At 48.2% G+C, this 19,580-nt stretch carries 21 protein-coding genes; 7 read left to right on the top strand and 14 right to left on the bottom strand.

The features are described 5' to 3' along the window. Positions 1–80: 80 nt before the first annotated feature. From chrA to MH144_RS26650, 6 genes are all read right to left on the bottom strand, one after another. On the bottom strand, positions 81–626 hold the full coding sequence (chrA, locus tag MH144_RS26675; protein WP_239305292.1) for a chromate efflux transporter ChrA: 546 nt from the start codon (positions 624–626) through the stop codon (positions 81–83). 3 nt (positions 627–629) lie between these two features. After that, positions 630–1,217: a chromate efflux transporter ChrB gene (gene chrB / locus MH144_RS26670; protein ID WP_239305291.1), complete on the bottom strand. Its 588-nt coding sequence runs from the start codon at positions 1,215–1,217 to the stop codon at positions 630–632. A 12-nt stretch (positions 1,218–1,229) separates the two neighbouring features. After that, positions 1,230–1,724 (bottom strand): chromate efflux transcriptional regulator ChrS, encoded by a 495-nt coding sequence (chrS, locus tag MH144_RS26665; protein ID WP_239305290.1) that lies wholly within the window; start codon positions 1,722–1,724, stop codon positions 1,230–1,232. A gap of 267 nt (positions 1,725–1,991) precedes the next feature. After that, positions 1,992–3,101, bottom strand: a complete 1,110-nt coding sequence (locus tag MH144_RS26660) for a PAS domain-containing sensor histidine kinase (protein WP_239305289.1) — start codon at positions 3,099–3,101, stop codon at positions 1,992–1,994. Beyond that, complete coding sequence (locus tag MH144_RS26655; RefSeq protein ID WP_239305288.1) at positions 3,094–3,744, bottom strand: response regulator; 651 nt, start codon at positions 3,742–3,744, stop codon at positions 3,094–3,096. Before MH144_RS26655 ends, MH144_RS26660 begins: the two co-directional genes overlap by 8 nt. Before the next feature lie 66 nt (positions 3,745–3,810). Then, positions 3,811–4,287 (bottom strand): GAF domain-containing protein, encoded by a 477-nt coding sequence (locus tag MH144_RS26650; protein WP_239305287.1) that lies wholly within the window; start codon positions 4,285–4,287, stop codon positions 3,811–3,813. 377 nt (positions 4,288–4,664) lie between these two features. Here MH144_RS26650 and MH144_RS26645 point away from each other — a divergent pair, with 377 nt between their 5' ends. After that, complete coding sequence (locus tag MH144_RS26645) at positions 4,665–5,438, top strand: Crp/Fnr family transcriptional regulator (RefSeq protein WP_239305286.1); 774 nt, start codon at positions 4,665–4,667, stop codon at positions 5,436–5,438. Positions 5,439–5,518: 80 nt separating this feature from the next. Here MH144_RS26645 and MH144_RS26640 read toward each other — a convergent pair whose 3' ends face one another. From MH144_RS26640 to MH144_RS26630, 3 genes are all read right to left on the bottom strand, one after another. Then, a complete protein-coding gene (locus MH144_RS26640) occupies positions 5,519–6,067 on the bottom strand; it encodes a GNAT family N-acetyltransferase (protein ID WP_239305285.1) in 549 nt (182 codons plus the stop codon). 122 nt (positions 6,068–6,189) lie between these two features. Beyond that, entirely contained in the window at positions 6,190–6,345 is a 156-nt protein-coding gene (locus MH144_RS26635) for a hypothetical protein (RefSeq protein ID WP_239305284.1), read from the bottom strand. Between the two features lie 147 nt (positions 6,346–6,492). After that, entirely contained in the window at positions 6,493–6,789 is a 297-nt protein-coding gene (locus MH144_RS26630) for a hypothetical protein (protein ID WP_239305283.1), read from the bottom strand. 219 nt (positions 6,790–7,008) lie between these two features. On the opposite strand from MH144_RS26630, the gene MH144_RS26625 reads away from it, so the two are divergent. The 3 genes from MH144_RS26625 (at position 7,009) to MH144_RS26615 (ending at position 10,596) form a co-directional block, all read left to right on the top strand. After that, positions 7,009–8,529, top strand: a complete 1,521-nt coding sequence (locus MH144_RS26625; protein WP_239305321.1) for a DUF6359 domain-containing protein — start codon at positions 7,009–7,011, stop codon at positions 8,527–8,529. 180 nt (positions 8,530–8,709) lie between these two features. Beyond that, positions 8,710–9,336 carry a sporulation-specific diadenylate cyclase CdaS gene (gene cdaS, locus MH144_RS26620; protein WP_239305282.1) on the top strand — a complete coding sequence of 209 codons (627 nt, stop codon included), beginning with the start codon at positions 8,710–8,712 and terminating at the stop codon, positions 9,334–9,336. Between the two features lie 153 nt (positions 9,337–9,489). Next, positions 9,490–10,596: a Glu/Leu/Phe/Val family dehydrogenase gene (locus MH144_RS26615; RefSeq protein WP_239305281.1), complete on the top strand. Its 1,107-nt coding sequence runs from the start codon at positions 9,490–9,492 to the stop codon at positions 10,594–10,596. Between the two features lie 120 nt (positions 10,597–10,716). Here MH144_RS26615 and MH144_RS26610 read toward each other — a convergent pair whose 3' ends face one another. Both MH144_RS26610 and MH144_RS26605 read right to left on the bottom strand, forming a co-directional pair. Then, entirely contained in the window at positions 10,717–12,138 is a 1,422-nt protein-coding gene (locus tag MH144_RS26610; RefSeq protein WP_239305280.1) for an erythromycin esterase family protein, read from the bottom strand. 216 nt (positions 12,139–12,354) lie between these two features. Next, complete coding sequence (locus MH144_RS26605; protein ID WP_481857397.1) at positions 12,355–13,563, bottom strand: MFS transporter; 1,209 nt, start codon at positions 13,561–13,563, stop codon at positions 12,355–12,357. Between the two features lie 269 nt (positions 13,564–13,832). Between MH144_RS26605 and MH144_RS26600 the strand changes: the two genes are divergently transcribed. After that, positions 13,833–14,411 carry a TetR/AcrR family transcriptional regulator gene (locus MH144_RS26600; protein ID WP_239305279.1) on the top strand — a complete coding sequence of 193 codons (579 nt, stop codon included), beginning with the start codon at positions 13,833–13,835 and terminating at the stop codon, positions 14,409–14,411. Positions 14,412–14,496: 85 nt separating this feature from the next. Here MH144_RS26600 and MH144_RS26595 read toward each other — a convergent pair whose 3' ends face one another. After that, entirely contained in the window at positions 14,497–15,621 is a 1,125-nt protein-coding gene (locus tag MH144_RS26595; protein ID WP_239305278.1) for an LLM class flavin-dependent oxidoreductase, read from the bottom strand. Positions 15,622–15,886: 265 nt separating this feature from the next. Here MH144_RS26595 and MH144_RS26590 point away from each other — a divergent pair, with 265 nt between their 5' ends. Continuing rightward, positions 15,887–17,281, top strand: a complete 1,395-nt coding sequence (locus MH144_RS26590) for a transcriptional regulator (protein WP_239305277.1) — start codon at positions 15,887–15,889, stop codon at positions 17,279–17,281. A 468-nt stretch (positions 17,282–17,749) separates the two neighbouring features. Further along, positions 17,750–17,941, top strand: a complete 192-nt coding sequence (locus tag MH144_RS26585) for an aspartyl-phosphate phosphatase Spo0E family protein (RefSeq protein WP_183525788.1) — start codon at positions 17,750–17,752, stop codon at positions 17,939–17,941. A gap of 136 nt (positions 17,942–18,077) precedes the next feature. Here MH144_RS26585 and MH144_RS26580 read toward each other — a convergent pair whose 3' ends face one another. After that, positions 18,078–18,728, bottom strand: a complete 651-nt coding sequence (locus MH144_RS26580; RefSeq protein ID WP_239305276.1) for an amino acid ABC transporter permease — start codon at positions 18,726–18,728, stop codon at positions 18,078–18,080. A gap of 55 nt (positions 18,729–18,783) precedes the next feature. Further along, positions 18,784–19,506 (bottom strand): amino acid ABC transporter permease, encoded by a 723-nt coding sequence (locus tag MH144_RS26575; protein ID WP_239305275.1) that lies wholly within the window; start codon positions 19,504–19,506, stop codon positions 18,784–18,786. Positions 19,507–19,580: the final 74 nt, after the last annotated feature.

The raw sequence follows: 19,580 nt of genomic DNA, 5'->3' as shown, positions 1-19,580 counted from the left end.
AAACGGTGATGCCAGCTTGGATGCTGACATCACCGTTTTTTTGGTATGAACATACTTTATATATTTTCTCGATCAACGGATTACATCGTATGAGACAGAACCAAGGCACCATAAGCAAAAGCAATAACAATTAAAATAGCCGGATGCAGCTTGGTCTTGGTCATGACCCATAAAGAAATACCTGCAATAATCAACGTCTGCCAAATTCCAATGGAATCGGTGGATACTTGGCCAAATTCCCACGTGAGCAAAATCATAAGCACCGCAATGACTGGCTGCACAAGCAGCGTCATCCCTTTGACTTTGGGTGATGTACGATACTTATTAAGCAAACGAAGCAGCAGGATCAGCGCGGCAGCTGAAGGTACAATCGTGGCAAAACTGGCGATAAACGCTCCGAACCAGCCGGCCACCTGATAACCGACAAATGCGGCAATCTTGGTGGCGATCGGGCCAGGGAGCGCATTCCCGATGGCGAGCACATCGCCGAATTGCTCTGTGGTCATCCACTGATAATGGTTGACGACTTCCTCCTGCATGAGCGGGATGGAGGCAGGACCGCCCCCGTATCCCAAAATATTAGCTACGAAAAATCCCCAAAACAATTCCCACCATGTCTGAAGCATCGTTTAGGACACCTCCTTGTCGGAGCTGCGCTTGGACTTGTAACGCTGAACCAGTTCCAGATGGAATACGCCATAACCAAGAAAGACTGCTATGACAATGCCTGGATGAATATTCAGCAGCTGCAATAGTACAAACGCAATGACACCAAATAGGATGGCAAAGGTCTTGCCGAGTCCGGACCATGCTTTTTTGGCGAATTCATAAGCCATCATGCCCAGCATCACAAAGATCACGGGACGCACAGCCGCTACCATGCCTGCTACGATCTTCGACTCACGCAGTGCGTACATGGAGCCAAGCAGGGCAATGATAGCAATGCTCGTGGGCAAAATGTGTGCCAGTACGGAGACGATGGCACCGAGCACGCCTTTGGTTTTGTAACCGAGGTAGGCAGCCATCTTGGTTGCAATCGGACCAGGCAGGGCATTGGCTATGGCCAAAATCTCGCCGAATTCCTCATCACTAACCCATTGATAACGGGTGACTGCTTCATAACGAATCAACGGAATAACCGAAGGGCCACCGCCATAACCCAATATCCCGGTTCGTACCATACCCGTAACGAGACCGGTGTAATCTTTCCAACTCATGCTGTTTTCCTCCTACAGTCTCATGCCCATTCGACTTTTATATCGTTTTAATAACAACTGCGATTCGACCTTCACAATGCCAGGCATCTTATAGAGCTTCTCCAGCAGAAACTGCTCCATCTCTTCCATGTCGGCAAAAATGCCGTGCATATGCAATGTGCTTGGGCCAGTCATATGATAGAGGCTGGTGACCGCCGGTTCCTCGTCCAGTTTCTCAGCCACTTCATCAAGGAAGGGCGGCTCCACATCTACATTGAAAAAGGCAGAGACCTGAAGTCCAACCTTACCCGGGTTAATAACAACCGTGAAACGTTCAATAATGCCTTTTTCGGATAAAGCATTGATGCGGGCCTGAACCGCTACACGTGACAGTCCAATCTGTGCGCCCAAATCCGTATAGGATATACGGCTGTTCTGATGCAGGGCCGCTATGATTTTTCGATCAATCGCGTCCAGGTTGTACATTTGTGGGATTTCTCCTCCCTTAGAGGAGCGTTTTTCTGACATGATTGATCATCCTTTTCGTTCTCTATATGGAGTATAAAATGTAAACCTACAAAAATGCATATTGCATGCAGCAATCATATTTTAATGACGAATCGTAATTGGAGTCAACCTATTTATCCATTATATTAAATTTATCCGATTCCAGGCTTTCATTTTGTCATAGGCACCAAAATTTGAACGCAAAGAGGCCGCTCTTGGATAAAACCGCGAGCAGCTTTCTTTATATTGTAATTGTGCGTAGTGGTCTATCCACACATTCGTTTCGTTCTATATACTTCTGGGAAGGTGAAGTGTAATGCTTGTACCCTCACCCGGCTCAGATGATAACTTCAGCGTTCCGCCTGCTCCGCGAGCACGTTCTTCCATGCTGAACAGTCCGACGCCTTGACCTGCAGTTTGTACATTAAATCCGGCACCTTGGTCCGCAATGATTACGACTGTGCCCTCCTGGGAATCTTCCACCGTCACCTGTGCTTCGGCTACATCGGCATACTTGGCGACATTGGTAAGTGCCTCCTGGATAATCCGGTACATGGCAATCTCCCGGTTCATCTCCAGCCGTCTGCGCAGGTTGCATTCCAGATCGACTTCGATACCGTAGTGGCGGGTATAGTTCTCAATGTAAGTCCGGATGGCCGGAACGACACCGAGATCATCCAGCACGGAAGGTCTGAGTTCCCAAGCCATGCCACGGACTTCTTCCATAATACCCGTGACTTGCTTACGCAGTGCTTCCACGCCGGAATGAGGCTTGTCAGCCAGCAGCTGGTCCATCTGAATCACGAGCGAGAAGAGACTCTGTCCGATTCCGTCATGCAGCTCACGGGAGATCCGGCGGCGTTCCTCTTCCTGAATGTTCATAACCTGAGTCATCATCGTCTGCAATTCAGCCTCGACCTGTTTCAGTTTCGTCACTTCGCTGCGTACTGCCAGGTATTGATAGGGTTCTCCGTCATTGTCGAGGAAAGGTACAATCGTTGTATTCACCCAATAGTGGCTGCCATCCTTCGCACGGTTACGAATCTCTCCGTTCCATACTCGCCCTGAGGTGATGGTTTCCCACAGGGTTTTCATGAACGTTTTACCGTGGTATCCCGAATTGATAATCCGATGATCCTGACCGATCAATTCCTGCCGTTCATATTGTGAAATCTCGCAAAATTTATCGTTCACATACTGTATCTTCCCTTTACGATCCGTGAGGGCAACGATGGAGGATTCATCCAATGCAAACTTCAGATCGCTTAGCTGATGCAGAGAACCTTTCAGCCTGCTGCGGAATTCATCATCGGTGATATGATTGTCCAGTTCATCCAGCAGCTGCAGTACAGGCTGCTCGGCCAGTCCGCTAAGTCTGTTCTCCCGTGCGCTACTCAAAGTTCAGCAACCCCTTTTTCATGGCAAACTTGACGAGTTCAGGTCTGGTCCGCAGGCCCAGCTTTTCCATCAGGTTGCTTTTGTGGGATTCGACCGTTTTGACACTGATGACCAGGTGCTCGGCAATTTCCTTGTTGGCGTAACCCTTGGCGATCCAAGACAATATCTCTTTCTCCCGTTCGGAGAGAGTGTCATACGGCCCGGCGTTTTCCTGTTTGGATTTGTCCAGGTATTCACTCATCAGCCGTTTGGTGGCACTGGGATACAGATATGCACTGCCTTCTGCCACCGAGCGAATGGCGGCCAGTAGTTCCTCGTGCGGCGCGCTTTTGAGAATATACCCCGAAGCTCCGGCATGGATTGCACGGAACAGATACTCTTCATCGTCATGCATGGTCAGAATCAAAATGGCCACGTCAGGCATCAACTTCTTCAATTCTGCGGTAGCAGTCAACCCGTCCTTGCCTGGAGGCATGCTAAAATCCATCAATACCACATTCGGCTTCAATTCCTGGGCCTTGGCAATGGCTTCGTCACCATCTGCTGCATCCCCCACAATCCGGATATCATTTTTGCCGTCGAGCAGGGCGATCAGCCCCGAACGCACAACAACATGATCATCCACAACCAATAGTTGAATCACTATATATTTCCCCCTGTCCGCTTCTTGGTCCTGTCTTCATGATACCAAAAAAAGCCACCCAGAGCTTTAATCTCTGAATAGCTTTTCTTCATGACTTACGCCGGGACTGCTTATCTGTGAATGCTTGGCTGCAGCTGCTCTGGCCGCCAGCTCTGCTTCCCTGACCGTGCCCGGTGAGAACGTACATGGCTTCCTGCTGCCAACAAGCAGCACGGCACCAGGGACGCTGCTCTCCAGGAACACAGGCACAGCGATGGCACATAGCAGCCGCTCTGCGATCATCAACGGACAACGGCCAGGTGAACTGGCATTTGTGGTACTTTCATCCGACAGGGATGTGCGGCCTGTCCGTAGAGCAGTGCCCACAAGATCTTGTCCGGGCCGCATCTCCATCCGTGTAACGCGATTATTGGTTGCGCCAGAAGTGTACTTCCAGCGCAGCATGGACCCGGAGAGATAGGCCAGTCCGCAAAAATCGGTGGATGTGTTCAGGCGCAGATTATTGATCATCTCCTGAATGCCGGAAGGCAGTTCATCGTGCATGAGAGACACTTCCTTTTTGAAATTACACCATTTAGATTAGACTCGGTGATATGGATATGTTTAACCTTTGACCAAGGTGTCCTGAAATATAAATGTATACGGTAGTTCTATTGTAGTCCCATTCGTCTGAGTTGTAATTCAGGGAATTCCCCGATTTCGGTTCTGCAATTTACTGATCTTGGTTAACGTACGGCCCTCAATCCTTACACAGCAAGAACTTTACCATATGACAACATGTGTATGCCTTCATAGGATGTGACTTTTCTCACAGCAAATTCAGGGAATTTATCAGCCAGGTTCAGGTAATCCCCCGATAACGTTCACGCCGGTTTCGCGATAAGATAGATTCATAAGGAAACACGAGGGGGACGAAAGTGATGGGTACGATATTTACAGAAAGAACAACCCAAGCGACAGAACGTGAGACGGAGGGAAGCAAAATGACACGAGAGACAGGTGGAATACTTTCGTTCGTAACAGCTGAACAGTGGGCCTGGATTGAGGCCAAAATGCAGCCCAAACGGGTGAAGTCGGGGTATAGTCTCTTTCTGGAAGGCGATGAAGCCGGGTATCTGTACTACATTCGTTCGGGACGCTTGAAAATGACCAAATCGACGGAAGATGGCAAGGAAATCATTTTGTCGATTCAGCAAAAAGGGGACCTGATCGGGGAATTTGGTGGCATTGGCGGCCAGAATCACAGCTACAGTGCAGAGATGACGGAGAAAGGCGAACTCGCGATCATCTCGCTCAGTGATCTGGAAAGCGTGCTTAGCAAACATGGGGACCTTGCCTTGAAATTCCTGCAATGGATGGCACTTTCACAGCGGATTACCCAATCGCGTTTCCGGGATCTGCTGCTCTATGGCAAGGCTGGGGCTTTGGCTTCGACACTGATCCGTGCCAGCAACTCGTACGGCAAAATCACTCCTGAGGGCATCGTACTTGAGATGAAGCTGAACCACACGGAGCTTGCGGAGATGATTGGAGCTACTCGGGAGAGTGTTACACGGATGCTGGGGGCCTGGAAAGAACAGGGTACACTGGACACACTAGATGGCAAACTGATGATTCGCGATCTATCCGCATTGCGCTGCATGTGTGGATGTCCTACATTCCCGAGCTGTCCAGCAGAGTTATGCCGCCTGTAGTCTCACCACAGTCATGGATCACAGATCAATCTTCACTGGCGATTGGGGTCGTTACGGAGATGAAAAAGCTGATGTCGGTATTAACCGATATCAGCTTTTTTGAGTTGAGCATATTCCCTGGCGAGAATCGAATAGACCAACGAATCGTGAAATGCTCCCTTGTAAAACCAATGCTCTCGCATTAGGCCTTCGTACTCCATGCCGATCTTCTGCATGACTCGCTCGGATGCCTTGTTATTCGGCCGGCATTTGGCGTAGATCCGATGTACACCAAGGGTGTTGAAGCCCAAACCCAGCAGCGCATGGCTTGCCTCGGCGGCATAGCCTCGCCCTTGATACTGTGGATTCATCACATAACCCATCTCCGCATTGGTACCTTCCGTGTATATGCCCACGCTGCCAACGAGTGTTCCATCTGTTTTGAGGCAGACAGCAAGGTCGAATTGGGACCTAGGCTGTTCCTGTTGCGATTGCAGAACCTGTTCGATGTACGCAGTTGTGTCCTGTTCTGTGTTAGGTCCCCAAGCTGTGTACTTGGTTACTTCAGGTGAAATGGTGTACGTATGTATACTTTCCCAGTCGTCCTCGCCAATCTCTCGTAAAATCAGTCGTTCTGTCTCTGCTAACATAACATTCACTCCCCTGGGCTATGATTAAGTTCATTTTACCTGTATCCATTGGATTATTAAAACAAAAAAATAACTCATGAACGAATTCAGATCTGAATCCCTCATGAGTTATTGAAAAGGTGTTATTGTGGTTGTTTGCATGGGACTGCTGGATAAGTATAAGCCAATTTACGGATGATTTCCTTCTGCCACTTTGTATCACCCAAGTTGATGGCCAGGTTCAGAAGATCCAGATAATCGTCAAGCTGCAGCGAAGCTTTTTGCAGAGTTGTATTCATTTGATGTTCGTTCCCCTTTAGCTATATGATCGATAATTCATGTAATGTTAAATTGCGAATAAGAGACAACCTCAAGAATGATAATCATTATCACGTATACGTTTATTATGCTACGAACACAGCGAAAAAGCAATGTTGAGACACCAATTAACCATTATTTTTTTTCGAAAAAAGGGCCAACCATAACAGATATGGAACGTACACGCCCAAATAAGCCGACGGATAGAGGAACCAGCCATTCAGCAGGAAATGGTGAATTTCAGTCGTAAATGTAGTCATATGTGCATTGGTGGCATACACATCTCCGGCAATGACCGTGGCAGCACTGTAGAAACATATAAGAGCCAGGCCATGAAATAACTTAACGACCGTTCGGGAACGAAGAGCTAGAAATACCATCACGAGCGGGACAATGATTAGAAGCAGCAAAAATAGGAATCTCATGGTACATGTTCTCCTTTATCATGCTTTTGGTAAACAGTATGGGCAGGTGAGCTACGGAACAAACTTTTTTCAAAAATTTTACATAAACAAAGAGGAATTCATCATGTGAAGGATTAAATTAAAGTGGACAACCCATTAAAAGGTAAATCCGAGGAGGAGATGGAGAACATGAAGAAGGCGTTATGGCAGCACTGGATTGGGGCATTCCTAATTTTCATAATGACGGCAACAGCACTGCTGGGGCCAGGTTCACAGGGTCCGGTACAGGCTGCAGCAGCACCGCTTACTGTATCGCAGGCTATTGCTGCTCAGAGTGGTGGAGGAACGGCGACGGTAGAGGGTTATATTGTTGGACATGCTACCGGCTCACTTACAGCCAAGTTTACATCTCCTTACGCCAATGATTTTAATTTCCTGATTGCGGATTCTCCGTCAGAGAAGGCCAACGCAAAATTGTTGGACATACAAGTTTCCTCTTCATTCCGCTCACAGTATGGACTTGCTTCCAATCCGGGACTTGTAGGCAAGAAGGTTATCGTAACCGGAACACTTGGTGCATACAACAGCTATGCAGGACTCAAGAACCCAACCTCCATTACACTTTCTACCGGAACAACCAATCCTAACCCTGAACCGGGCCCAGGGACGACACTGCCAGATGGTACAGGCAAGAAGGTGTTGTTCGATAATACCCATGCCCAAACAGCTGGAGCAGCGGACTGGATCATTGATGGGGCATTTTCAGACTTCGCGAACGGGCTTAGAAACGCAGGCTTTGCCGTGGATCAGCTTGAGCGCAGCATCCCGTATACTTTCGGTGAGCAGGCCATCACCTACAATACATTAAAAGATTATGATGTCTTCGTCATTGGCGAAGCCAACGTGCCGTTTAAAGCAACGGAGCAGGCTGCTCTGCTGCAATATGTACAGAACGGTGGCAGCGTCTTCTTCATCTCCGATCACTATAATGCAGACCGAAACAAAAACCGCTGGGATTCCTCCGAAGTGTTTAACGGATACCGCCGTGGAGCGTTCCTGAATCCAGCCAAGGGCATGTCCTCGGCAGAAGCCGAATCTCCAGCGATGCAGGGAGTTACGAGCTCTGATTGGCTGGCGAGCAACTTCGGCATCCGTTTCCGCTACAATGCACTGGGTGACGTAAATGCCACCGATATTGTGTCTCCCTCACAGTCATTCGGAATTACAAGTGGCGTAAATGCGGTGGCGATGCACGCTGGATCTACCGTGGCTATTATTGATCCTAACAAAGCCAAGGGATTAGTTTACGTACCTAGCGGCGTATCCAAATGGGGCAACGCCGTGGATCAGGGCGTGTACAATGGCGGCGGGCGTGCTGAAGGTGCATATGCAGCCATTGCCAAGGTAGGCGCAGGCAAAGCGGCATTTATCGGCGATTCCTCACCGGTGGAAGATGCAACTCCGAAATATTTGCGAGAAGAGACGGGAGCCTCCAAGAAAACCTATGATGGATTCAAGGAAGTGGACGATGCCACGTTCCTGGTCAACACCGTAAAATGGCTTGCCGTAAAAGAAAGCTATACGAGTCTGTCGCAGGTATCTGGCCTGACATTGGACTCACCGACGAGCCTGCTTGCCATGGAAGCTCCGGCGGCGTCCACGGAACCGCAGCTTGAGCCATGGTCTGCACCAGCTGCAGGATACAAGTGGTATGACCCAACGACATTTAAGAAAGGTTCATATGGAGCCGTTACCCCTTAAGATGCTACCTTTGCATGCTGTATAATTATTCTGGAGCCTGTTTGTGACGCTAACGTTGCAAACGGGCTTTTCCTTTTTGCTGAAACAGGGCAAGGACGCGACTTGTATAAATGAATCGTACCGCGGGAAACGTATAGGTTAACTATGTTGGCATCAATCCAGAAGGGGAGGCGGCAAATAATGACCCGGCAAGCAGATTGTGACAGTTCGTCCATGAGACAGAGGCTGAAGGAAGATTTGCATCGTGTAGCAGAGCGGATGAATCGGACATTAACCCGTTTTGACAATGACAGTGTCTGTCTGCTCGCACAATTCGCCGAGATTCGTACCGAGATCAAGCAGATTGAGGTGCTCGCCTCTTCTTTTTATCTGGATTGTTACCTGTCTCCCTTCACCGAAAAATTTGCTGAGCTGACGGCAAGCGTACAGCATCTGTCTGATCGCAGATATGGTGCTCTTATCGTCATTGAACGTGAGATCCCTCTGGAACCTATCATTCATTCAGGTGTTGCTGTGGATGCGCGAGTGACCCATGCGCTGCTTGAATCCCTGTTCATTCCCGGTGCACCGCTGCATGACGGGGCAGTTCTGATCCGCGGCAACCAGATCGTCTCCGCAGGCAATGTCCTCCCACTATCCCAGGCTGCAGCAGGGGAACGTAAAATGGGGACGCGCCACCGTGCCGCACTGGGGCTAAGCGAACTGACAGATGCCGTTGTACTGGTTGTTTCCGAAGAAACGGGACAAGCTTCTTTTGCCGTGGACGGGGATTTGCACCCCATTAATGTCGTTGAGACCATTCATTAACGGTAGGCGATAGGAGGCCTTCTAGCTTCGTATTCGTCTTACATCGTGATGTGATTTTGCACATTCTGAGCTTATCTAGGTACAATAGAGGATGGCAAAGATACAGAAGCCTTGTGAATTACTCGCAAAAATGGTTGGAGGAGACGGTTAAACATGAGCTGGTTTGAAGTAATGGAGCAACATGATTATGAGGAACTAGTCCTGTGTCAGGACAAAGCTTCCGGGTTAAAGGCGATCATCGCCATACACGATACAACACTCGGCCCTGCACTCGGCGGTACTCGGATGTGGACGTATGCTTCTGAAGAGGCTGCTATTGAAGACGCACTGCGCCTTTCGCGGGGGATGACATATAAAAATGCCGTATCCGGCTTGAATCTTGGCGGCGGTAAAGCAGTGATTATCGGCGACCCACGCCGTGACAAGAACGAAGCGATGTTCCGTGCATTCGGCAGGTACATCCAAGGCTTAAACGGTCGTTATGTAACTGCAGAAGACGTGGGGACTTCAGAGGAAGACATGAACCTGATCTATCAGGAAACGGATTATGTAACAGGCATATCGCCAAGCTACGGGTCGTCCGGGAACCCATCTCCTGCTACGGCCTGGGGAGTGTACCGGGGGATGAAGGCAGCGGCCAAAGAGGCCTTTGGCACAGATCTGCTGGAAGGCAAAACTGTTGCCGTTCAAGGTGTCGGTAACGTAGCCATGAGTCTGTGCAAGTATTTGTACGAGGAAGGTGCGCGCTTGATTGTGACGGATATTCACAAGGATTCCGTGAAGCAAGCAGTGGATCGCTTCGGAGCAACGGCTGTCGATCCGGCGGAGATTACCGGTGTCGATTGTGACATCTATGCACCATGTGCACTGGGCGGAACGATCAATGACGATACACTCAAAACGCTTAAAGCCAAAGTGGTGGCAGGCTGTGCCAACAACCAGCTGCTGGAAACGCGTCATGGGGACATTTTGCATGAGAGAGGTATCGTGTATGCTCCTGATTACGTTATTAATGCCGGCGGAGTCATCAACATCGCGGACGAATTGAATGGTTATAACTCGGAACGGGCGTGGAGCAAGATTGGGGAGATCTACACCAGTTTGGAGAAAATTTTCGAAACCTCCCGTACCGAGGGCATTGCAACGTATATTGCCGCAGACCGTTTGGCTGAACGCCGGATTGAGCTGATGAAGAATACACGCAGCACCTTCCTGCAGCAAGGCCATCACGCATTGAGCTCCCGCCGACTACGCGGGTAAGTCCCAGAAGGAATCCATGAGATCCATGCAGGCGGAATGAGTTGAAAAGATAGCCAAGGAGGCAGGTATTCCGGAAAGGAATGTCTGCCTCCTTTTTTTGATATGTTACAACGTAATGGGTTACTTTTGCTGCTGTATCTGATCCTTGAATCCGCCTTTGTAGGTGGTCGTTGGTGCGTTGACTTTGTCGATTAACAGAATGCCATCATATTGTTCAGTCGGAATGAAGTTCATCGACATCGGATGAATGACTTCATCCACCATGCCATCCTCTGCTGCAAAGACCGGGCGGGATAACCAGGCTGCAGCACCTGTAGCGTTTTTGGCTTCGGAGAGATCAATGTATGTATTACGATAGCCGGATTTCATTAAGGTATACTCCAGACTGCCGCGAGGCATCGGAGAGATATCAAACGATTGGCCTGTGGAAATCTCGCTCGCTTGTCCTTCATTCATATAAAGCCCGATCACATACATGTCATCCTGCAGCTTCTCATGCATCATTTCGCCCATGCTTTTGAAGCTGGATTGCCACAAACCGGAGTTCCCGTTACCTTCTCCGATTGGAGGATTGAGAATGGTCGATGTGCTCTTGGCGAGATGGTCATTGTGAGCCCAAAGAATGAATTTTTTACCTGGATACATGACGTCCATTAGCCACTCCAGATTATCAGCCATGGCACGGTCGCGGAATTCGTAACTCTCCCGAGTGTCGTAGGCAGCCATCTCGATAAATTTGCTCCGGTCCTTCAGCACACGGATCATCATGTCAGCCAGTTTCGGGTTGTCCGGGAATGACTTTACGAGTTCCTGCTTATGCTCGGTGATCCAATGAACCAAGTCCTCGTACTGAGGAGAATAAGCTTCCTTCACTTGGTGAATGGCCGCCTTGAATTCGGGATTGTTGTCGCTGTCGATACCATATTTGTTAAGGACGGCATACAAATCCGTGATGCCCTGCATCTCAAATGCATAGAACTGCTTGCCTCTGGCAGGATCCAGACTGCTAATCCAGTCACTGATAAATTGGGTTAAGTACCCAGTCGTAAACTGCATATCATATCCTGCAAGAATCAGTGGATGATCCGTCTTGCTCTGCTCCTGAATGTATTCGTAGAGGCCGAGTGTTTCCTGCGAGTGCCAGATGGGGAAAATGGAAAGCTCCATCATCTGGGCAGGCGTCAGGTTCGCGCCTTGTTCATAGGCAACGGCTGCATCCCCCATGCCGGATTCGAAGGCAATGACATCATAGCCGAGTTCTTCATGCAAAAATTTGATCATGCGCGTTTTGATGGCACTGTATTCCGCAACCCGGTGAAAGTTCTCTCCCAGGCTAACTACTTTCTTGTCCTGCAGCAATGGCTTTAGAAAGGCAAGGTCACTGTAGTTGTCCGAGGTCAGGGATGTGATCTCATGGGCATGCTCCTGCACCCATTGCTCCTTAGCTATAGGTGAGGCTGCTGCCGAAGCGGAGCCAGCAATCATGGCAATAGCCATGCCGAGTAAGGCTGTTTTTTGAATAAAACGATGTTTCAGGTTCATGATGTTTATCCTCCGTATGAATGTTGTGTTAAATCCATAACGCAAGGATACGGGCTAATTCTAAAGAAAGTATAACGTGGAACTACAATGTCGTGCTTTTTTCTTTCGGCAGCTTATTTGGGTCATTTAAGTGAATGGGTAGAGCTTGATATAAATGCGAAAAAGGGAGCCTAATCACTGCGATTAGGCTCCTTTCATATTAATTATGGGATTCGGTTATGAGTTGCTGACGATGCTGGGTTTCTTTTCAGTAAAATAATAGCCGAGCGCCAGCAGCGGCATGATCAGGCCGATCAGTGTCGTTAGACTCCAGCCGCCTGATGCATAAGACCAGCTTCCAATAGAGGAACCAATGGCACCTCCAATAAAGAAGATCGACATGAAAATTCCATTCACACGTCCTCTTGCTTCACCAGCAAGGGAGTAGATGATGCGCTGCCCCAGAACGAGATTGCCTGAGACTGCCATGTCGAGCGTGATGGCAACAACGACCAGCAGAACAAGCTCAGCAGTCGAATGTCCCTGGAACACATATGCAAGGCCGAAGGATAGAACAGCAATCACCATGGCGAGACCGGTCAAGATCCGGGTCAGGCCTTTGTCTGCCCATCTGCCTGCGATGGGAGCCGCAATGGCCCCGCCCACCCCGGCTAGGGCAAACCAGGCAATGCCCTGCTGGGTCATGCCAAAATCATTCGCCAGCCGTAAAGGTACGGTGGTCCAGAAGAGACTGAAGGCACCAAACAAGCTGGCCTGATACAGCGCCCGGCGGCGCAGCATGGGCAGAGTTTTCAACAGGGTACCTAGTGAAACAATGAGCTGACCATATTTCATTGCAGGCTGAGGCTTGCGTACAGGAAGAGCGCGTGACAATAGCAGAGCGAGCAGTGTAATGACGATAGCGGAGAAGATAAAGACAGCCTGCCAACCAAAAGCATCCGTAATGAAACTTGCCACTGGGCGAGCCAGCATAATGCCGAGAAGAAGGCCGCTCATGACATTGCCTACGACCTGACCGCGCTGTTCTTCCGAAGTAAGGTAAGTCGCGTAGGGGACGAGAATCTGAGCGACGACGGAACCTACACCGATAACCAGAGAGGCCGTCAGAAATAATACAGCATGAGTGGAGAACGCCGCTGCAGCCAAGGCAACGACTAGTAATACAAGAAAGGAAGTTACGAGCCGCCGATTCTCTATAATGTCACTGAGCGGTACAATAAACAGCAGTCCAATGACATATCCAACTTGTGTTAACGTTACGATTAATCCTGCCGCAGCAGACGACAATCCTGTCGTATCACTGATCGGCCCGATTACGGTCTGTGCGTAGTACAGATTAGCCACAATGAGTCCGCATGCCGCAGCCAAAAGGAAAACCAGCCAACGGGGAACCTGTTTTGCTTGCACATCGTTTTTCATGTTCATGAATATCATCCTCCACATGGTATTAAATTACTACTCAGTATGAGTCAATCAAGCTGGGATCATTAATTTCTAAACAGTTCGTTCACTAATTACAAACATATAATAAACTAAACGTTTAGTATTGTAAATAGGCGAAATCAAATTATTTAGGATAATCGGCATCGCCGGAGGATCAAATTGTTTATGTGGAGGGCAATTTAGTATAATGAACGTATCGTTTTTAAGAGAGTGGAATTGCAATGTATGGTTAGAAAGAAGGAGGGGTTCAGATGACAGCCAAAAGAGGACGTCCCCGCAACATGGAAACCCAGAATGCCATTCTGGCAGCTGCCTATGAGTTATTGCTGGAACATGGCTTTGCCGCGATTACGGTTGAAAAGATAGCTGAGCGAGCGCAAGTGAGCAAAGCAACAATATACAAATGGTGGCCCAATAAGGGGGCTGTCATCATGGATGGATACATGTCGGCCATGACAGCAAGATTGCCTGTTCCGGATACAGGATCGGTATTTGAGGATGTGCGTATTCATGCGAGTAATATGATTCAATTTTTGACCAGCCAGGACGGAAAGGCCATTACAGAGATTATTGGAGAAGGACAGTCAGACCCAGGTCTTGCGGTAGAATATCGGACCAGATACATTCAGCCTCGTCGGCGTGAAGCTTGGGGGATCATTGAAAAGGGTGTAACGCGGGGCGAATTGAAGAGTGACCTGGATATCGGTTTGTGTATCGACATGATCTATGGGCCGGTTTTCTATCGCATGTTAGTGACGGGGGAACCAATGGATCCTGACTTTGTACAGCGGCTATTGGATTCACTATTTGCAGGGATTAAGTCTGATTAAGCGGGGGAGAAAGAACGAAACCCGAAGAGGAGCAGGGCGATTCTCATGAATCACCCTGTATGAAGGCGTATCTGGCGAGGCTGCGTCATACCTGAAATAGGGGAGAGATGGCTGAGGGCCAAGAAGCAGAAGTGTCGGAGACAGAGGAGGGAGATTGCTGGCTTAAAACCGGGGGATCGTTCCACACTACACTCGGCAATTCTCGCCGCAAGACAGGTGCTACGTCTTGGGCAAAACGCTCCACTTGCTCCAGCTGCTCACTATGACTGAGTCCATCCACACTAATGCTCAGCACCTGATGTCCGAACGCGGCATGGTAATCCATGATTTTCTCAATAACCTGTTCCGGACTACCAATAAGCACGGGGCCGCGTGCAATGTTATCTTCCAGATCTGTGAAGGGTGACTGGTTATGCTGTGCGGCAGCGGTAGCATGAAAAGCATTATAGTAAGGCGTATAGCGACGGATCGCTTCCTCACGAGTATCTGCCAGATACAGGCTGCCTGCTCCCGAACCGATCACCGCGCGGCTTGCATCATGACCATAATAATCGAGGCGTTCAAGGTAATGGTCAATCAATGCTTTGTATTTTGCCTGTGGGTGAAAAGAATTCGAGGTGAAGAGCGGCTCACCATATTTCGCTGCCAGTTCAGTAGAGAGTGTACTCGACGCACTGCCATGCCAGATTGGAATGGATTGCTGGAGTGGCCTCGGCCAAGTGGTAACCTCTTGAAGGGGAGGCCGATACGTGCCCTGCCAGGTTACGTTCTCCTCCGTCCATAGGCGCTTGAGCAGTTCATAGCGTTCAGCAAGGGAAACCCACTGTTCCTCTTCACGAATGCCAAACAGCGGATAGTGCCGGGGGTCATTGCCTTTCCCAATGATCATCTCCAGTCGTCCACCAGATAACTGATCCAGCGTTGCATAATCCTCCGCAACCCGCACCGGATCGAGTACGCTCAGAACAGTGACTGTGGTAAGCAACCTGATACGTGAGGTAGCTGCAGCTATAGCAGTCAATACCACTGGAGGTGAAGAGGACAGAAAAGGTGCGCCGTGCCGCTCGCCAATTCCATAAGCGTCAAAGCCTAAACGCTCGGCCAGTCTGGCTTGCTCCAGAATGTTGTGGAATTTCTGCTGCGTTGTGAGGGCTTCGCCAGTGACCGCATTAGGCAGGTTCATCATGAGGCTAAACAAGGCAAACTTCATCTGAACTTCTCCTTAAACTGGATTGGCCAGTCTGTGTTGTTTAATCCTATGGAAATAGTAGGATATTATGAATTAAACTTACTGTAACATGTCCGTTTCGATTCTTCTAATGGATTTTTTCTATAAGACGAAATATATTCCATATAAATGTCTAAATGTGCAGGAAATTGCCACGATTTTTATTGACCGCTGTAAAATTTAGGATTAAAATTGTACATATCATATAAATTCAAATTTCTGGATTTTCATTGTGGAGGTGGGAGACATGGAACCTACAACTACGATACGCTCAAATATTGAGGATTACATCAGGAAACAGGGGTATACCCTTCAATACTTTGCTGATATATCGGGGGTTAACGCCGGGACGTTAAGTGCAATTATCAAAGGTACACGGCCGATTGCCATGGCTCAATTGGACCTCATTACCCAGGGGATGAAGCTGGAAGAGGGCCACTTCTACGAAATATATGGTGCTGAATGTTTTGTGGAATCTGCACCGCACTGGAGAAGGCTGGAGCCGTTCCTGCAACGCTGCGCTGAGTTGGACAAGCTGGACTGCATACAGAGGGTAATTCAGCAAGTAACGGATGACCGCTCCTATGTGTCCGAATTGTTCGAGCTGGCCGAGTATATGCTTGAACGTGATCAGAAGAAGGCTGCGCGAATGCTGTACGAATGTGTCGCCGAGTGTGAGAAGTACCAGCACTCCGAACGTCTGGCACTATGCCATTATCGCATTTTCACCTTGTCTCTTGGCCAGGACCAGCATGAGAATCTCAGGGCCGCAGTTCACTTCGAGCCGTATATTAATCGGCTGGATGAAGAGCGACAGCTGGACGCGATCAGGGAATTGGCTAATACATATAGTGGATTGCGCCACTGGGATAAGGTATTTCAATTAGCTGGTGAACTAGAGCAGCGAGTTGGGTTTTTGGAACAATATCAAACGAAGAAAAAAGGTTTAGATAACGACAGAGTTTCCAAGCACCCTCTATTCACCTATAGATCTTATGCGCATTTATTGATGTCTAATGTGTGGGGCGAACGGGGAAATTACGAAAAAGCTTTGAATCTTACAACGCTGTACTCCAATGTTGTTGTGGATGACCCTACAGCAGAGGATCTTATATTTATTAAAAGATTTAAGGATTGGGCGGAAGTTAATTCCTACCTTTATAAATTGATGTTGGGCGATTACGAAGCCTTAAATTCCTATTTGGATTTTATTGATGAAGACGAAAATGAAACACTTCTTGGGTTGGTTAAGGTTATGGAAGCAGCAAATCTATACAATTTGAATGTAGACCACGCCCTCAGGAGGTTTGATCTATATATTCATCTTTTATTTGAGGAAGGCAATCACGAAACTAGCTATGTTGTTCAGGTCAAAGATGATAGGTACACCAAATTTTGGGCAGAATTAGCGTTCTATCAGCTATCTAAGGAAAGATATGAAGAAGGATTTAGGAGTCTAATGACTTGTTTGTCATCAGCTCATAAAATCAAAGATGACTCAACAATCATTTACTGTGTAGGTTTATTCGAAGAATACAGGAATCAAGCGACTGAATCTGTGAAGCTAAACTATTCAAATCTTATCAAGGAGGTTTATGGTCGATATGCTAAAAAAAGCCACGTTAGTATTAATGCTGTTTAGTTCAATCCTTTTGTTTACAGGTATGATTAACCCTATGGATTCCATGAGAAGTTCTGTATCCAGTCACGGTACAGGTGGATATTAAAAGGCCTTTGGTTTGTGTATAGATTTTATTAAATGTGGACGAGCGTTCTTTCCGGATTTAGGAAATGAACGCTCTTTTGTGAATGTATTCTAATATGAATCAACCATAGGAATTTAGTTATGTTAATAGTTAGCTGCCGTTAAGACTTGGTTAATTGGAAGCCGTACGTGAAAATAATCATTTGATTCTATACAAGATGTGGAAGATGAATATGGTTAAACACCTAACTTTGGTTAGCCTTTAGTCTATATCTTGAATTGTTGCAAAATGCTTGATAATGAATGAATACCCCTGCAAATAAACTTTTTGATTTGCAAAGGAAAAAAATATGAATTTTTTGGCAATCTATCCTAAAATGGTCTATAAAGAAGGGGGTGCATGCTATGAAAGGAACAAGTCAAGTTGTGGACCAGATTGAACGGAACAGGCAAGAATTAAGTCGTTTGGCGGAGCATCATGGCATGCAAGACTACAAAGTCCTTCAACAATCGATGGTACTGGATGAACTAATCAATGAATATAACCGTTTTAAATATAGAAAACAACAATACATGAACAGACAACCGATTGCATAGTGCAGTCGGTTTTTTAGTTGCAAAAGCATGCAGCAAAAGGAACGAAAACAGCCAACCGTAGAGGATAAGGTTGGCTGTTGTTAAAGATAGCTACAGTTAAGCAGGAAGCACAGCTTGATTTAACTTCTGAGTACATTTAATTCATTCTTGCCTCAAGGCGTCGGGCTACGATGGAAAGAGCGTAGTTAATGACAAAATACAATACCGCTGCAAGCAGGAGTGCAGGGATAACGTAATCGAAGCTCTGGCCGCCCAGGATCTGCACGTTGTGCATCAGCTCCGGCAAGGAGATGATAATGGCCAAGGACGTATCCTTCAGGAGGGAGATGAACTGACTGACCATTGGCGGCGACATGCGGCGCAGTGCCTGAGGCATGATGATGCCGCCCAGGGTCTGCATATAGCTGAGACCGGAGGAACGAGCGGCTTCCACCTGTCCGCGTTCAACCGATTTGAGACCGCTACGAACGATTTCGGCGATCATGGCGCCTTCGAACAGGCTGAGTCCAACGACGGTGGACCAGAAGACGGACATTTTAATCCCCAGCTGGGGCAGGACAATATGAATGAAGAAGATGATCAGCAGCAGCGGCAGGTTCCGAATCGTATCCACGATAACCGCGATGATCTGTGACAGGACCGGAATACGGGTATACCGGACGGTACCCAGCACGGTGCCGAGAATAAAGCTGAAGACGATTGACAGCCCTGCCACCTGCAGGGTAATCAGGAATCCATGCAGCAGGAAACGAAGGTTGGGCCAGGCATACGCCCCGCTAAAGTCCATTGTACATCGACCTCCTTCTGTGAGTGGAACTTAGGCTGAATAGTGGTATGGCTAATCACATGGTAACCTGACCGGCCGGCTTGTTTTTCTTCGGCTTGCCCCTGCGGCCTCGTGCTTCGGCGTCGCTCTGTCCAAATCTGCGCTCCATGTAATGAACGAGGAAGCTGAGCGGCAGTGTCAGTACCAGGTAGAAGAGTGCAACAATGGTATACACGCTCAGTGGCTGGAAGGTATCCGAATTGACCAGATCGGCAAAATACATCAGGTCCATGCCGGCAACAACTGCAAGAATGGAGGAGTTTTTGACCAGGTTGATAAATTGATTGCCGATAGATGGGAGCACAATCTTGATTGCCTGCGGCAAAATGATCAGGTTCATGGCCTGTACGTAGGACAAACCTGAAGATCTTGCGGCCTCCAGCTGTCCCCGGGGGACGGTCTGAATGCCTGCCCGGATGGCTTCTGCAATAAAAGCTGCCGTGTAGATGGTAAGACCTAGCGTACCGGAGACAAACCCGTCTAGTGAAATACCAAGGGAGGGCAGTCCAAGGTAGAAAAAGAACACGACCAGAAGAAGCGGAATATTTCGAATGAATTCTACATAAGCCGTACCGATCCAATTTAGCGGTTTGATAGGGGATATCCTGAAGATTGCCATGATTGCTCCAAGGATAAAACTGCCGATCAAAGCCATGATGCTTACTTGAATCGTATTGAGGAATCCCTCCAGGAAACGATCGGAATGCTTGAACAATACATCAAAATCCAATTTGCCCATGTAGGCGAAGCCTCCGTTCTCCGGATGTGAAGCGGCGACTCATGCTGTACGGGCGATTTAGACCCTACAGATGA

The sequence above is a fragment of the Paenibacillus sp. ACRRY genome (genome assembly GCF_022346995.1).
Classification (GTDB): Bacteria; Bacillota; Bacilli; order Paenibacillales; family Paenibacillaceae; genus Paenibacillus.
Note: the sequence above shows the minus strand (reverse complement) of the source record. Positions and strands in the feature narration are given on the sequence as shown.

Coding starts and splice junctions, on each gene's coding strand:
- chrA (WP_239305292.1), bottom strand. CDS start 626: ATGCTTCAGACATGGTGGGAATTGTTTTGGGGATTTTTCGTAGCTAAT.
- chrB (WP_239305291.1), bottom strand. CDS start 1,217: ATGAGTTGGAAAGATTACACCGGTCTCGTTACGGGTATGGTACGAACC.
- chrS (WP_239305290.1), bottom strand. CDS start 1,724: ATGTCAGAAAAACGCTCCTCTAAGGGAGGAGAAATCCCACAAATGTAC.
- MH144_RS26650 (WP_239305287.1), bottom strand. CDS start 4,287: ATGCACGATGAACTGCCTTCCGGCATTCAGGAGATGATCAATAATCTG.
- MH144_RS26645 (WP_239305286.1), top strand. CDS start 4,665: ATGGGTACGATATTTACAGAAAGAACAACCCAAGCGACAGAACGTGAG.
- MH144_RS26640 (WP_239305285.1), bottom strand. CDS start 6,067: ATGTTAGCAGAGACAGAACGACTGATTTTACGAGAGATTGGCGAGGAC.
- MH144_RS26635 (WP_239305284.1), bottom strand. CDS start 6,345: ATGAATACAACTCTGCAAAAAGCTTCGCTGCAGCTTGACGATTATCTG.
- MH144_RS26630 (WP_239305283.1), bottom strand. CDS start 6,789: ATGAGATTCCTATTTTTGCTGCTTCTAATCATTGTCCCGCTCGTGATG.
- MH144_RS26625 (WP_239305321.1), top strand. CDS start 7,009: ATGACGGCAACAGCACTGCTGGGGCCAGGTTCACAGGGTCCGGTACAG.
- cdaS (WP_239305282.1), top strand. CDS start 8,710: ATGACCCGGCAAGCAGATTGTGACAGTTCGTCCATGAGACAGAGGCTG.
- MH144_RS26615 (WP_239305281.1), top strand. CDS start 9,490: ATGAGCTGGTTTGAAGTAATGGAGCAACATGATTATGAGGAACTAGTC.
- MH144_RS26610 (WP_239305280.1), bottom strand. CDS start 12,138: ATGAACCTGAAACATCGTTTTATTCAAAAAACAGCCTTACTCGGCATG.
- MH144_RS26605 (WP_481857397.1), bottom strand. CDS start 13,563: ATGAACATGAAAAACGATGTGCAAGCAAAACAGGTTCCCCGTTGGCTG.
- MH144_RS26600 (WP_239305279.1), top strand. CDS start 13,833: ATGACAGCCAAAAGAGGACGTCCCCGCAACATGGAAACCCAGAATGCC.
- MH144_RS26595 (WP_239305278.1), bottom strand. CDS start 15,621: ATGAAGTTTGCCTTGTTTAGCCTCATGATGAACCTGCCTAATGCGGTC.
- MH144_RS26590 (WP_239305277.1), top strand. CDS start 15,887: ATGGAACCTACAACTACGATACGCTCAAATATTGAGGATTACATCAGG.
- MH144_RS26585 (WP_183525788.1), top strand. CDS start 17,750: ATGAAAGGAACAAGTCAAGTTGTGGACCAGATTGAACGGAACAGGCAA.
- MH144_RS26580 (WP_239305276.1), bottom strand. CDS start 18,728: ATGGACTTTAGCGGGGCGTATGCCTGGCCCAACCTTCGTTTCCTGCTG.
- MH144_RS26575 (WP_239305275.1), bottom strand. CDS start 19,506: ATGGGCAAATTGGATTTTGATGTATTGTTCAAGCATTCCGATCGTTTC.